This window comes from Bacillus sp. KH172YL63, assembly GCF_011398925.1.
Classification (GTDB): domain Bacteria; phylum Bacillota; class Bacilli; order Bacillales; family Bacillaceae_B; genus Rossellomorea.
This window is the reverse complement of sequence record NZ_AP022842.1, coordinates 2,894,624-2,909,183: the sequence shown is the minus strand read 5'-3', so window position 1 is coordinate 2,909,183 and position 14,560 is coordinate 2,894,624. Positions and strand designations below refer to the sequence as shown.

The window sequence follows — 14,560 nt, the reverse complement described above, 5'->3', positions numbered from 1 at the left end:
GAAGCAAACCGCACCTAACAAAAATTAGCATAGTAAACCGGGCTCGCACGGCACACAATAAGAAGGCTCCCAAACACAGAAAGTGAGGGATTGCTGTATGAGTGATGAACGACGCGAATTGAACAGCGTTGATCGAAATCTTCAAGATATCGACGTGTATTACGACAATCCGGAAACAGATGTGGGTAGAGAAACGTATCGGGAAGAAACAGCAGCAGAAATTGCTGCTCCAATGAATGTAAGCCGTGACTTTGAAAGGGATACCGTCGAAGATACGGCTACATCCGGCCGTGTTTTAGGATACTCTTCATTGGCACTGTCCGTCCTGTCCTTATTCATTCTCCCGGTCATTCTGGGGGCTGCAGGGATTGTGCTCGGATTTGTTGCCAGACGAAGAGGAGCAGAAATGCTTGGTGCCTGGGCAATAGGAATTGGGGCTGTATCGATAATCGTTGGATTATTCGTACTGCCGTTCTTTTAAGATAAATTGTTTTCTTGGAATTGGGAGCGTTTCAAGAAATGTAAAAAAGAGGACTGATTTTATTCAGTCCTCTTTCCGTTGTATTAAACTTGCGGTTCCTGTTCTTTCTTTTCTGCTTCCTGTTTGGCGAAATATTCTTCTGCAATCTTGTCGATTTCTTTTTTGAGTTCCTCGACCATTGTTTCTTCCGGTACTTTACGGACAGTTTTTCCTTTTCGGAACAGAAGTCCTTCTCCCCGGGCACCGGCGATGCCGATATCTGCTTCTCTCGCTTCACCCGGTCCGTTTACCGCACATCCCAGGACAGCAACCTTGATCGGTGCTTTGATGGTAGAGATATACTCTTCCACTTCATTGGCAATCGAAATCAAGTCGATTTCAATACGGCCGCATGTCGGGCAGGAAATCAAAGTGGCAGCATTCGAAGCAAGTCCAAATGACTTTAATAGTTCTCTTGCAACTTTTACTTCTTCAACAGGATCTGCACTTAAGGAAATGCGAAGTGTGTTTCCAATCCCGAGGCTTAAAATGGCACCAAGGCCGGCTGCACTTTTCACGGTTCCTGCGAATAATGTACCTGATTCAGTGATGCCGAGGTGAAGCGGGTAATCAAACGCTTGAGCCGCTTTCGTATACGCTTCGATAGCCAGGTTCACATCAGAAGCCTTCATGGACACGATGATGTCGTGGAAATCAAGGTCCTCCAATATTTTAATATGGTGAAGGGCACTTTCAACCATTCCGTCAGCGGTTGGATAGCCGTATTTCTCAAGGATCTTTCTTTCAAGGCTTCCAGCGTTTACCCCGATTCGAATCGGAATGCCTTTTTCTTTTGCTGCTTTGACAACGGCTTCTACTTTCTCACGGCGGCCGATATTTCCTGGATTGATCCGGATCTTATCTGCTCCGCCCTCAATGGCTTTCAAGGCTAATTTATAATCAAAATGTATATCAACAACGAGTGGGATGTTGATTTGTTTCTTAATATCTGCAATCGCATTCGCTGCACGTTCATCAGGACAAGCCACCCGAACGACCTGGCACCCTGCTTCTTCAAGACGGTGGATTTCTTTGACCGTCGCCTCTACATCATGGGTCTTTGTAGTGGTCATACTTTGAATCACAAGCTCATTGTTTCCGCCAACTGTTAGGTTTCCGACTTTTACCGGACGTGTTTTAGTACGATGTATAATTTCACTCAAGTGTTATTCGCTCCTTTAGAAGAGTTCTCAAAGTTTCATTATAAGTAATACGAAGCAATTGTAACAGTGTTTTATGCAAAATGACAAGAAATAGGTGCATTTCATGCGGTTATTGATAACTCGGAACCTTATAGGTCTTCCCAATCTGTATTTTTCCAGGGGAGACGTCATTCAATTCCTCAAAGTCGGTGATCACCTGGTCGATGGAAACAGGGATGGGACCGTCAATGAGACTTTCCACCAGGCTCAATACGGTATCACCAGGAGTGACCTCCATCTCGACATAAGGAGTCGAGGATATGCTTTCTTTCGTTTCATTCACGACAGGTTCCTGATCTGCTAAAGGCTGGGCGGTTGCGACCGTGGCGTCTTTGTATAGAAGTCTTAAGGTTCCCTTATTCAAATCATAATAGACACTGTAAAGAAGGATGATGATCCCGAAGAATATGGCCATTCGTTTCATTGAATTTCCTCCTATTGTTGTAAGATCGTGTTAAACAAAGAGGAATGGATCGTGATGTGAGGTGATCATAGTGTGTATGACATGATGAACGGTCCCTGTATGAAGCGGCATATGATGAGGACTTTGCTTCGTGTTGATGATTCTAGTGGATGGTTTACGGTAAATAGTATAGTAAGGTTTGTTCGGCGATATTTTCGTATATTTTGTGTTCTGACGATGCCGAAAGAGCTTCAAAGCGGTTGAAACAACAAGAGAATGATTCAATTTTCCTGTATCCACATGTAAGTAGAGGTCTTTAGACCTAAAAATCAAAAATAATTTACCCTCCCTTTACATTTCCTACATATTCCTCTGAGACAATGATACATGGAATGAAAAGGGAAGGGTGCATATTTTTGTCGAAGGTCATCATCTGGTTGAAAGAAATTCTTCAAAGAGTCAATACGGAACGAAAAGGCTTTTACAAGATGCCGAGGATTTCACTGAAAATGCGGTTGGTCATGCTCATCCTTTTGCTGGTCGGGACGATGGGGTCCACAATTGGTATCATCTCTTATACAAAATCCAAGGAGACAACGATTCATTTAATGGAACAGCGGTTAAAACGGGAGGTCACATCAATCAGCGATATCTCCCAGAGCTTGATGCTTATCTATGTCGGGAGACAGGACGAGTTTGAAGACAAACTGAACGATATGATCAAGAAGCAGGATGCCGCTCTCATTCAGGATGATTTAGAAGCACAGTTCTTCTTCATTAAGGATGCTGAGGCAGTCCCATTTTCAGTCAGTAAAAACTCGACTCTTCAATTCGATAAAAAGCTCATTGATGAAATAGAAATGATTGAAAAAGGAAGCATTCAAACGAAAATAGATGGAGAGGCATATACATTGGCCTTTCATTCTATACAGGAGCTTCAGGGTGAGTACGTAATTGTGCTCCCCCAGGAAGAATATATGCAGGGAATCAGTTCGATGGCGACTTATACGATGTTCATGATCATCCTCTGTGGCGTCAGCGCATTTATCATCGTATGGATAGCGGTACACCGATTACTTTCCCCGATCGCTCAATTGCGGGAAGCAATGAGGATCATACGGGACGGAGATCTCTCCACTGACATTATGACAGGCACGACGATGCCGGAAATCGTTTCTCTTCAAAAAAGTTTTGAATCCATGGTCAGTAAAATGAGGTCTCTTATCCAAAATATACATAGCACAACGGAGGAATTAGCCACGACCGGAAACCAGCTCCAGGCTTCCTCGAGGGATTTGTTAAAGGATAACGATTCAATGATTGCGACGGTCAGAATGGTGAAGGGGGGCGCAGAACAAACAGCCGCATCCTCTGAGGTGAGTGTAGATCATTTCCATGAAATGAAGGGTGCAGTTCAGTCCGTATTTGCCAAAATGAATCAGGTGTTTATGAAAACCAATGATATGAATGATTCAGCCAGTCAGGGTGAACTGAAGGTGGACGGTATGGTTGAGGGGCTGAATAAAGTTTCCCGTGACTTCAGTCAGATGAATGAAAGTATACGGAATGTACATCAGCAATCAACATCCATCGTCTCCGTCATTTCAATGATCAATGATATTGCGGATCAGACGAAACTGCTTGCTTTGAATGCCACCATCGAGGCTGCAAGGGCAGGGGAGTCGGGCCGCGGGTTTGCAGTTGTCGCCAATGAAGTGAAAAAGCTTGCCGAGCAGTCGTCCATGGCGACACGGAGCATCAGTGAGACAATCGGCAAAATGGAGAGAATTACGCTGCAGGCATCCTCGCAATTCGATGGATTTTTCCTGGATTTCAAACACCAGGTGTCAGCCGCGACGGATACAAGGCAATCCTTTGATAAGCTGAAACATGAAATCGATGAGGTCACAGGTGTTCTTCAAGATATGAAGAAGGAATTGGGATATGTTGAAACCTCTCTCCCTAAAGTGGAAGCATCAACAGAAGCGTTTTCTTCCATCTCACAGGAAACATTGGCTGGAACCGAGCAAATGCTCCATGCATTTGAAGCCCAGCTTGAAAAGGTGAAAAACACCCACGAAGTCGGAGAGATGCTCTTACATACTTCCACTCATTTGAATGAGTTGAGCCGTCAGTTCAAACTATAGCAGAATTGAATAGTGAAAAGTCCCCGCCATTTTGAGAGGCGGGGACTTTCTTTATGTACGTGCTTTTCGCTGTGGTATTTCTTTTACGGTCAGAAATAAGATGACAGTCATGACAAACCAGTCCAGGACTGGGGCTGCTGCTATGTAGGTTTGCAATAGTTCCATCAGGGTAAAAAACAGGGTAGATACAGTGGCTGAATACGCTGTAATCCTAAAGCTTTGCCGATATTGTAGATTTCGTTTGAGCAGGTTTGCGAACGTTACGCCGATCATGGCAAAGATGGTGATTTTCAAAAATGTCATCCCTGAAGTGAATAAATACAGTACGAGCAGTGCCACCGGAATCAAAATCCATTTCAAACTTTCCAGTGAATCCAGAATCTCAAGGAAGTCGTTTTTTGTTAATGGTGCATCTCCAAATAAGGAATAAGAGGAGGACTGAACGTTTCCCTGGTTAATGATCACGAATTCATGTTGAAGAAGTGCAAGGGTATTAACATCTCTGTCAAGCTTTGATTCCTTCACCTCTCCTGTATCATCAAAAATAATGGTCATCCCTTCTTTTTCAAGGGTGATCGGTCCAGATTCATTGGAAGACAGGACCCCATCATCTATTGTAAAGGCAGGCAATTCGTTTTCCGCTGTTTCCCTTAAAGTGTCAAATGCGTCAGTAGCAAATGACAGGAATTGAATGGCCACCGGCAGTATTGATATGAAGGCCAGCAGGAAGATGAAGCGGATTGTTTTTCCAATTCCTTGAAAGCGGAATTTAGCGATGTCTTTTGGGGAATAGATACTTTTATACAATTGCTGAAATATATTCATTATCTCCATTTTCTCCTTTCGTACGTGCCCTATCTATTTTATGCTTGTCTCTCGGCTTCATCAAGTATTGAACCCTGATTATTATTTATAATAATTATAAAATGTAACATTGTTGTAATAAAAGTCGAGTTTTATTAACCTATTGTAAATTTGAACAAAAAACTATTTACGAATCCTTCGTAATAGTTTAAAAATGATATGGGGTTTTTGTTATTTTATGTCGAAAATATTTGTAGGGGTTGAAAAAATGGAATTAAATTGGCAAGAGATGCTGTTTCAGTTCTTTGGAGGATTAGGGATTTTTCTCTTCGGGATTAAGTATATGGGGGACGGTCTACAGAAGTCTGCAGGTGAACGTCTGAAAGAAATTCTTGATAAGTTCACGACAAACCCATTCATGGGTGTGTTGGCAGGTATTTTTGTAACCATCCTGATCCAGTCAAGTAGTGGTACGACGGTTATTGTCGTCGGATTGGTAAGTGCCGGCTTTATGACATTACGACAAGCAATCGGCGTCATCATGGGTGCGAATATCGGTACGACGGTAACGGCATTCATCATCGGTGTCGATGTGGGTGAGTATGCCCTGCCGATCATTGCTGTCGGAACAATCATGCTTTTCTTCTTTAAAAATAAGAAGGTCCACAATTTCGGTCAGATGATTTTTGGATTCGGTGCTTTATTCTATGGATTGGAATTGATGGGCGGAGGAATGAAACCACTTCGTTCGCTTGAAGCCTTCCACGATTTGACGGTAAGCATGAGTGACAACCCAATCCTTGGAGTGGTTGTAGGGACATTATTTACGGTCATCGTACAAAGTTCTTCTGCAACAATCGGGATTCTTCAGGAGCTGTACAGCTCTGATCTTGTTGACTTGAACGCAGGATTACCGATTTTATTCGGTGATAATATCGGTACAACGATTACGGCTGTTCTTGCAGCTCTTGGTGCATCAGTTGCCGCGAGACGTGCAGCAGCGGTCCATGTGTTGTTTAACTTGATCGGTACAACGATCTTCCTGATCATTCTACCGTTGTTCACGAAGTTTGTCGTATTTTTACAATCTGCGTTCAACTTGAATGAACCAATGACAATCGCTTTTGCACACGGAACATTTAACTTAACAAATACAATCATTCAATTCCCGTTCATCGCGATATTGGCAGTGATCGTAACCAAGTTGATTCCAGGTCAAGACTCTCTCGTTGATTATAACTCTAAACATTTGGATCCTATGTTCATCGAACAGTCGCCGTCCATTGCCCTTGGTCAGGCGAAAGAAGAGGTACTCCGCATGGGTGCATTCGCTGTTAAAGGACTAGAGGAAACAAATGAATTCTTAAAAACAAAAAGCTCGAAAAATGCAGAGGCTGCTTATCAAATCGAAGGAGCCATCAACAACTTAGATAAGAAGATCACAAACTATCTTGTTGATTTATCATCTGCATCCCTTTCAGAATCTGAATCTGAACGCCACTCCATCCTGATGGATACGGTTCGTGACATCGAACGTGTGGGCGATCACTTTGAAAACATCGTTGAACTGATTGAATATCAGCAGGCAAATAAAGTGAAAATCACTGATGATGCCATGTCAGATTTAGAAACTATGTTCAATTTGACGATTGAAACAGTTGAAAAAGCTATGAAATCTTTGGATCTGAACGATACAGACATTGCCAGAGAAGTGGCTGAAAAAGAAGATCAAATTGATAAAATGGAACGCAAGCTCCGCAAACAACATATCCTGCGCCTGAACGAAGGTCGCTGTTCTGGACAAGCAGGAATCGTATTTGTCGATATCATCAGTAACTTAGAGCGTATTGGTGATCATGCTGTCAATATTGCAGAAGCAGTATTGGGAGTAGAGTAAGAATGCATTCCCTGGACCCCTTGGAGATGAATCTTAAGGGGTCCTTTTTCTATCAAGTTGGAGGTGTAACGGAATGGACATTTTATATTGGGGAATCATCATCGCACTTATGGTGTTATCGTTCGTCGGGCTGATTTATCCGATCTTGCCGAGCGTCATTTTATTGGTGGGAAGCTTTATTCTTTATGGGGCCTTTTTCAGCTTCGAACCGTTTGGTTGGTTATTCTGGACTGTACAGCTCCTTTTTGTCGCCCTGTTATTTGGAGCCGATTATCTGGCGAATCTCATCGGTGTAAAGAAATTCGGCGGTACGAAAGCCGGGATATGGGGAAGCACCATCGGACTGCTTATCGGCCCATTTGTCATCCCGGTGGCAGGGATTCTGATCGGTCCCTTTCTTGGCGCGGTCATCGGAGAATGGATCGTGCACCGAAGCCCTATCAAGAATGCGGTTAAAGTAGGGGTAGGTTCTGTTGTAGGCTTCATTTCAAGTGTCCTGACAAAAGGAATCATACAGGTCGTAATGGCCATTTATTTCTTTATGGTGATTTAAAAAGATTGGAGTGCAGTTCCCTGGATTTACAGGAAGCTGACTCCATAAAATCTGTATCCTGAAATATTCTTACTTGTCATGACTAGCCGGGCATAATTAGGGTATTTTAATGATGTAACAAAAAAGTGTACGATTGAAGGCAAATTATTTGAAGAGATATAATTGTTTTGGTAATCTTATACTGAAACGGCCTGAAGTGATTCAGGAAACTATACATAGGGAGGAATTTATAATGGCTTACGAATTACCGCAATTACCTTACGCATATGATGCATTGGAACCTCATATCGACAAGGAAACGATGAATATCCACCACACTAAACACCATAACGCATATGTGACGAAAGTAAATGATGCACTTCAAGGACACGATGATTTATTAAGCAAATCCATTGAAGATCTTGTTTCTAACTTAGATGCTGTTCCTGAAGGTGCTCGTACTGCAGTGCGCAACAATGGTGGCGGACATGCTAACCACTCTCTATTCTGGACGGTATTATCACCGAACGGTGGAGGCGCTCCATCTGGAGAACTGGCAGATGCCATTTCTTCCAAGTTCGGAAGCTTTGATTCATTCAAAGAAGAATTCGCTAATGCAGCAGCTACACGCTTTGGCTCTGGCTGGGCTTGGCTGGTTGTAAACAATGGTGAATTGGAAGTAACAAGCACACCAAATCAAGACAGCCCACTAATGGAAGGCAAGACGCCAATCCTTGGTCTGGATGTTTGGGAGCATGCATACTACTTAAATTATCAAAACCGTCGTCCTGACTACATCAATTCTTTCTGGAATGTTGTCAATTGGGATGAAGTGGCAAAACGCTACTCTGCGGCTAAATAATCGTCATGCAAGTAAAGGGAGGTTCTTTTTAGAACCTCTCTTTTTTTTGTATAACTTCCTTCCCTTTTTCAAAAGATAGGGGTACGTTAAAGGGGAGTTTTGCACATGAGTAGATATAGGAAAGTATTAGGTGATATTGAGTTAACGAAAGATCTGACCTTGCTCCTGTTGATCGGTGGGTTGTACTCATTGAGCATTGCGCTCTCTAACACATTTGTGAATATCTACCTGTGGAAGCAGTCAGGTGAATTTATCGATTTGGGCATCTATAACTTAACGGTCGTCATCTTTCAGCCCCTTACATTTATTTTGGCTGGGAGGTGGGCTAAGAAAGTGGACCGGGTGATTGTTTTGCGCTTCGGTGTTATTTTTTTGGCCCTCTTTTACATATCCGTCCTGGCTTTCGGGGAGTCGGCAGAACATTTTCTTGTCGTATTGGGGGCACTGCTTGGCATAGGATACGGATTTTACTGGCTGGCATTTAATGTGTTGACCTTCGAAATCACGGAGCCTGAGACAAGGGATTTTTTCAATGGATTCCTCGGTGCCCTGACATCTGCAGGGGGCATGATCGGTCCCATTCTTGCAGGCTTCATCATTTCACGGTTTGCGTCCTTTCAGGGCTATACAATTGTGTTCGGATTATCTCTCTTCCTATTCACGGTCGCGGTGGTGATGAGTTTCTTCTTGAAGAGGAGACCGGCTTCGGGGCGATATCTGTTTCTGAGGATTCTCGAAGAGAGGAAGTACAATGGGAACTGGCGGCTGATCACCAACGCCCACTTCTTCCAGGGACTGAGGGAAGGGACATTTCTATTCATCATCTCTGTATTTGTGTTCATCAGCACCGGCAGTGAATTTGCGATCGGCACCTTTGGATTGATCAATTCGGGAATCGCGTTTGTAGCCTATTATGTCGCTTCGAGGGTCATTAAGAAGAATCTAAGGAAACGGGCGATCTTATTAGGGGGGATCCTGCTATACCTTGCGATTTTCCTCCTCATATCAGATATCACATATGGAAAGCTGCTCTTATATGCAGGAGTCATCGCAGTTGCTTACCCAATCTTATTGGTACCTTACATTTCCATGACGTATGATGTGATCGGGACAGGTTGGAATGCGGCGGAAATGCGGATTGAGTATATTGTCGTAAGGGAGATTTTCTTGAATTTGGGAAGGATCGTCTCGGTGGTCGCTTTCATTATTGCTGTCACATTATTTAATCAGGAGGAAAGCATCCCGATATTGCTATTAATCTTAGGTGCGGGGCATACGTTGATTTATCTTTTCATCAGAAAAGTGGCCCTGCCGTCATAATTTCCGTACAAAGAGAGGGAAAGATTTCCTCTCTTTGCTTATGGCTAGATAATCCTCATGAAATTCTATAAAATAGATAGTGATGTACATGTCTATACATACATAATGAATTTTCATATATGAGGAAGGGTTGGAAAGGTTGAAGAAAAATAGAAAGAAAAAAAGGACGCATGTTCCTGTACGGATGAATATCCTGTTTTTTGCTGTGTTCCTGTTATTTTCCCTCCTTGTTTTAAGACTTGGACTTGTTCAAATCGTAAACGGGGAAAGTTATAAGAAAGAAGTTGAGAGAACAGAGGATGTAGTCGTGAACACGGGCGTACCCCGAGGGAAGATGTTCGACCGTTACGGAAATGTGATAGTCGATAATGTCCCATTGAACGCAATCACCTACACCCGTGCCAACAATACGAAAATCGAAGAAATGATGGAGGTCGCTTCCAAGCTTTCTGAGTATATCGAGAAAGATACAAAAGAAGTGACAGAGCGTGATAAGAAAGATTATTGGCTCATCAATAATAAAGAAAAAGCTGAAGCGAAGGTTTCTGATAAAGAAATCAAAAAGCTCCAGAATAATGAGGATTTGTCTGAGGACGATGTGAACAAAAAGGTTTATCAAATGAGACTGGACCGCATCACCGAAGAAGAGTTGGCTTCCCTGACAGAAAAAGACCTTGAAATCATTGCGATTTATCGTGAATTCTCAAGCGGTTATGCATTGAACCCTCAAATCGTGAAAAATGAAGGGGTCACACCTGAAGAATTCGCCGTGGTCAGTGAGCACTTAAATGAACTGCCCGGTGTGAATACAACGACTGATTGGAAGCGTGCATACGTTTTTGATGATACGCTTCGAACCATACTGGGTAATGTCTCTTCAGCAAGGGAAGGCTTGCCTAAAAACCTGGTCGAATCTTATCTGGCCCAGGACTACAACCGGAATGACCGTGTTGGGAAGAGCTATGTTGAATTGCAATATGAAGATATTTTACAAGGTCAGAAAGAACAAATCAAAAATGTGACCAAAGGCGGAAGCGTGCTGGAGTCGGTACTTGTCCAAGAGGGGCAGAGAGGGAAGGATATCGTCCTTACCATCGATATGGAGCTGCAGCGTGAAGTAGAGAAAATCATTGAAGAAGAGCTGAGTAAACAGATTGTCAACCGCCATGAATCACCTGACCTGGACCGTGCCTATGTGGTGATGATGGATCCTAATACTGGGGAGATCCTGGCGATGGCAGGAAAGCAGTATACGAAGAACCCTACAACAGGCAAATATGAAATGAGGGATGCTGCACTTGGCACTTTCACCTCTTCATATGAAGTTGGTTCTGTCGTAAAGGGAGCAACTGTATTGACCGGATATATGACCGGGAAGTTAACGCCGGGGGAAGTTTTGATCGATGAACCGTTAAAAATCAAAGGAACCAATCCGAAGACGTCCTGGTTCAATAAATATCAGCGGATCCCAATGAACGACTTATTTGCATTAGAAAAATCATCTAACTCATACATGTGGAAGGTAGCCTTGAAAATTGCCGGCGGCCGGTATATTCCAAATGAACCGATTGTGAATAACCCGCAGGCTTTTGAAATCTTCCGGAATCACTATGCCCAGTTTGGCCTTGGTGTGCCGACTGGGATCGATCTGCCCGGCGAATCGGCCGGTTTGACAGGAACGAAGACGGATCCCGGTTTCCTCCTGGATTTGGCCATTGGACAGTTTGATACCTATACGACGATGCAGCTTGCTCAATATGTGTCAACAATTGCAAATGACGGGTATCGGGTGCAGCCCCACATCATGAAGGAAATTCGGGAACCTACGAATGACAAGGAGAGCCTTGGACCGATCCTGTTTGAGAAAGAAACGAATGTCTTAAACCGGATCGATGCCACGAAGGAACAGATCAAGCATGTTCAGAAAGGGTTCTACAGGGTTTATCACAGCCCTCAAGGTACTGCTTATTCACAATTTAAGGATGCCCCGTATAATGCTGCAGGTAAATCTGGTACGGCTGAGACGTATGTTGATGGTGAATTAAGCTATAACACCACGCTGATCGGATATGCACCATATGAGCATCCTGAAGTCGCATACGCTACACTGGTGCCTGCTTCTCATATTCAGGCAAGCGGCGTATCAGACCCCTATGTCAATAAGTATATCTCCAAGCGTGTGATGGATAAGTACTTTGAATTAAAAAAGAAACGGGCAGAAGAAGTGAAAGATCCGACTTCAATCGATAAAAAAGTAGAAAATGCAAAAGAAGCGGAAGAACAGATGCAGGTTGAAAGAGAAGAGAGTAACTGATGTACTTCTGAAGCTGTAAGACAAACTGAAAATAATGAGGAAAATCCGGACGATCTTTCGAAATTCTTAACTGAAATCGAAAGCGTCCGGATTTTTTTATACATGTAGCCGGCTCTACCTGTTGATGGGAATGCAAGACGGCAAAAAAAGGGTAGGGGAGACCGTGTAAGAGGGACCGGCGACGAGAAGGTTCACCGCCGCCCGAGGAGAGGCCCTGCACGTAAATCTGCGGCGAAAACATTATAAAGCTTGTGAGGATTCGGCATGGTCTGAGATCCTTCTGCCTCCACCATGAAATATGTCTTTCCTCCTAATGAATAACGATGACTTTTCACAATAATCGACTGATCTGGATAAAATCAAGCACGAATTTTCCTTTTTTAAAAAGTCTGCACATAATTTTTCCTTCCCTATCAAATACTAGGTTTCATAAGGGTTTTGAGGGTTATTATCGTTGAAGGAATCAAGCGGATATGATGAAAAATGTCGAATTTACAAAACCTTTACAAACGATTAAAACCCAATTAACACTCATCTATTAATCTATTACTCGTAGGACAAAACAACCAAGTTTCTTAGGGGGAATTTAGGAATGAAAAGCTTTAAGTATCTAGCAATGTCAGCAATGGTTGGTTCAGCTCTTCTACTGGGAGCATGTGGATCAAATGGAGCTGGAGAAGGTTCAGATTCGGAACAACTATCTGGCAGTGTAAAAGTTGATGGTTCTTCAACAGTAGCTCCTATCGCTGAAGCTGTAAATGAAGAATACACTGCAATGCAGCCGGATGTTAAAGTCTCAATCGGTGTATCCGGAACTGGCGGAGGATTCGAAAAGTTCATCGCAGGTGAAACGGATCTTTCAAATGCATCCCGTCCGATAAAAGACGAAGAAAAGCAAAAGCTAGAAGAAGCTGGTATTGATTTCACTGAATTTAAAATTGCAAATGACGGTTTAACTGTTGTTATAAATACTGAAAACGACTGGGCACAAGATATGACAGTTGAAGACCTTAAGAAACTATTCATCGAAGACGGAACAACAAAGAAATGGTCAGACATCAACCCTGAATGGCCGGACGAAGAAGTGAAATTCTACGCTCCTGGTACAGATTCCGGTACATTTGATTACTTTGATGAAGTCATCTTAGAAGAACAAGATATGGTGAAGAAGAACATCCAGCTTTCTGAAGATGATAACGTTCTTGTACAAGGTGTCACAGGAGACAAAAACGCGATCGGATTCTTCGGATATGCTTACTACCTTGAAAACAAAGATAAGCTGAAAGCTGTTAAAGTTGGCGGAGTTGAGCCGAATAACGAAACAATCGAAAGCGGAGAGTATTCTCCACTATCCCGTCCACTATTCGTATATGCGAAAAACGAGTCAATGAAAGAGAATGAAGCAGCTTACGATTACATGAAATATACGCTTGAAAACGCAGGTGAAATGGCAGAAGCTGTCGGATATGTGAAACTCGAAGACAGCATTTATGAAGAAGATTTATCTAAATTAGAAGAACTTAAGTAAGTAGCTCAGCAAAAGTTATTCATAACAGATGAGAAGCGATTACTTGCTTCTCATCTTGTTATGTGGATGAAAGGGGTTTGCACTATATGGGTTCAAGTACAACGAAATCATACTCAGTTTCTGAGATGATTGAACAAAAGAGTAATAAGAGCCTGAATCACAAAACTGAAAAAGCTATTCCTTGGATACTGTTCACAATAGCTGGGGTTTCAGTTTTAACAACAATCGGCATCGTATTAACATTAATTTTTGAAACAATCGAATTCTTTTCCAGGGTTCCTTTCTTTGATTTCATCACAGGGAGTGAGTGGTACCCGTTCTCAAGCAATAATCCGAGCTATGGTATTCTTCCCCTTATTTCAGGGACGCTGAAGATTACCGGGATCGCTGTTTTGGTTGCAGTGCCGATTGGTCTTGCATCCGCCATTTATTTGAGTGAGTACGCATCAGATCGTTCTCGAAGAATCATTAAACCGATATTGGAGATTCTTGCGGGGATTCCGACGATTGTGTACGGATTCTTTGCTCTTACATTTGTCACACCAGTGTTGCAGAGCATGATACCCGAATTGAAAATTTTCAATGCATTAAGTCCAGGAATCGTCGTAGGAGTGATGATCATTCCGATGATTGCTTCATTATCAGAAGATGCAATGGCGTCCGTTCCGAACTCTATCCGTGAAGGGGCACTGGCGATCGGGGCAACGAAGTTTGAAGTTGCCATGAAAATCGTACTGCCGGCGGCTGTCTCAGGAATCGTCGCTTCTGTGGTGCTGGCGATATCACGCGCCATCGGTGAAACGATGATCGTAACCGTTGCCGCAGGTGCTACACCAAATCTTACCTGGGATGTGACAGGCTCCATCCAGACGATGACAGCCTACATTGTACAAGTAAGTACCGGGGACGCAGGGTATGGTACGACTATCTATTATAGTATCTACGCAGTAGGTTTCACCCTGTTTGTTTTTACATTGGTGATGAACCTGCTTGCCCAATACATCTCTAAGCGGTTCAGAGAGGAGTATTAA

Annotated in this window: 12 protein-coding genes; 9 read left to right on the top strand and 3 right to left on the bottom strand. The window is 43.0% G+C overall.

The features are described 5' to 3' along the window. Positions 1-97 precede the first annotated feature (97 nt). A complete protein-coding gene (locus KH172YL63_RS14955; protein ID WP_173106855.1) occupies positions 98-481 on the top strand; it encodes a DUF4190 domain-containing protein in 384 nt (127 codons plus the stop codon). 83 nt (positions 482-564) lie between these two features. Here the strand turns inward: KH172YL63_RS14955 and ispG are convergent, their stop codons facing one another. Both ispG and KH172YL63_RS14945 read right to left on the bottom strand, forming a co-directional pair. Beyond that, positions 565-1,683 (bottom strand): flavodoxin-dependent (E)-4-hydroxy-3-methylbut-2-enyl-diphosphate synthase, encoded by a 1,119-nt coding sequence (gene ispG, locus KH172YL63_RS14950; protein ID WP_442858736.1) that lies wholly within the window; start codon positions 1,681-1,683, stop codon positions 565-567. A gap of 109 nt (positions 1,684-1,792) precedes the next feature. Beyond that, positions 1,793-2,146, bottom strand: a complete 354-nt coding sequence (locus KH172YL63_RS14945) for a hypothetical protein (RefSeq protein WP_173106854.1) — start codon at positions 2,144-2,146, stop codon at positions 1,793-1,795. Between the two features lie 359 nt (positions 2,147-2,505). Between KH172YL63_RS14945 and KH172YL63_RS14940 the strand changes: the two genes are divergently transcribed. Continuing rightward, on the top strand, positions 2,506-4,272 hold the full coding sequence (locus KH172YL63_RS14940; protein WP_442858735.1) for a methyl-accepting chemotaxis protein: 1,767 nt from the start codon (positions 2,506-2,508) through the stop codon (positions 4,270-4,272). Positions 4,273-4,323: 51 nt separating this feature from the next. Here the strand turns inward: KH172YL63_RS14940 and KH172YL63_RS14935 are convergent, their stop codons facing one another. Further along, a complete protein-coding gene (locus KH172YL63_RS14935) occupies positions 4,324-5,097 on the bottom strand; it encodes a DUF1189 domain-containing protein (protein WP_173106852.1) in 774 nt (257 codons plus the stop codon). Between the two features lie 247 nt (positions 5,098-5,344). On the opposite strand from KH172YL63_RS14935, the gene KH172YL63_RS14930 reads away from it, so the two are divergent. From KH172YL63_RS14930 to pstC, 7 genes are all read left to right on the top strand, one after another. Next, positions 5,345-6,973, top strand: a complete 1,629-nt coding sequence (locus KH172YL63_RS14930) for a Na/Pi cotransporter family protein (protein ID WP_173106851.1) — start codon at positions 5,345-5,347, stop codon at positions 6,971-6,973. A 73-nt stretch (positions 6,974-7,046) separates the two neighbouring features. Further along, the gene (locus KH172YL63_RS14925; RefSeq protein WP_173106850.1) at positions 7,047-7,526 is read left to right on the top strand and encodes a DUF456 domain-containing protein; all 480 of its coding nucleotides are present in this window, start codon (positions 7,047-7,049) and stop codon (positions 7,524-7,526) included. Positions 7,527-7,758: 232 nt separating this feature from the next. Further along, entirely contained in the window at positions 7,759-8,367 is a 609-nt protein-coding gene (locus KH172YL63_RS14920; RefSeq protein WP_173106849.1) for a superoxide dismutase, read from the top strand. Positions 8,368-8,472: 105 nt separating this feature from the next. Then, positions 8,473-9,687 carry an MFS transporter gene (locus tag KH172YL63_RS14915; RefSeq protein WP_173106848.1) on the top strand — a complete coding sequence of 405 codons (1,215 nt, stop codon included), beginning with the start codon at positions 8,473-8,475 and terminating at the stop codon, positions 9,685-9,687. 184 nt (positions 9,688-9,871) lie between these two features. Beyond that, positions 9,872-12,001: a peptidoglycan D,D-transpeptidase FtsI family protein gene (locus tag KH172YL63_RS14910; RefSeq protein ID WP_173108199.1), complete on the top strand. Its 2,130-nt coding sequence runs from the start codon at positions 9,872-9,874 to the stop codon at positions 11,999-12,001. Positions 12,002-12,593: 592 nt separating this feature from the next. Beyond that, positions 12,594-13,529, top strand: a complete 936-nt coding sequence (locus KH172YL63_RS14905) for a PstS family phosphate ABC transporter substrate-binding protein (protein WP_173106847.1) — start codon at positions 12,594-12,596, stop codon at positions 13,527-13,529. Positions 13,530-13,654: 125 nt separating this feature from the next. Next, positions 13,655-14,560: a phosphate ABC transporter permease subunit PstC gene (pstC, locus tag KH172YL63_RS14900; RefSeq protein WP_232066201.1), complete on the top strand. Its 906-nt coding sequence runs from the start codon at positions 13,655-13,657 to the stop codon at positions 14,558-14,560.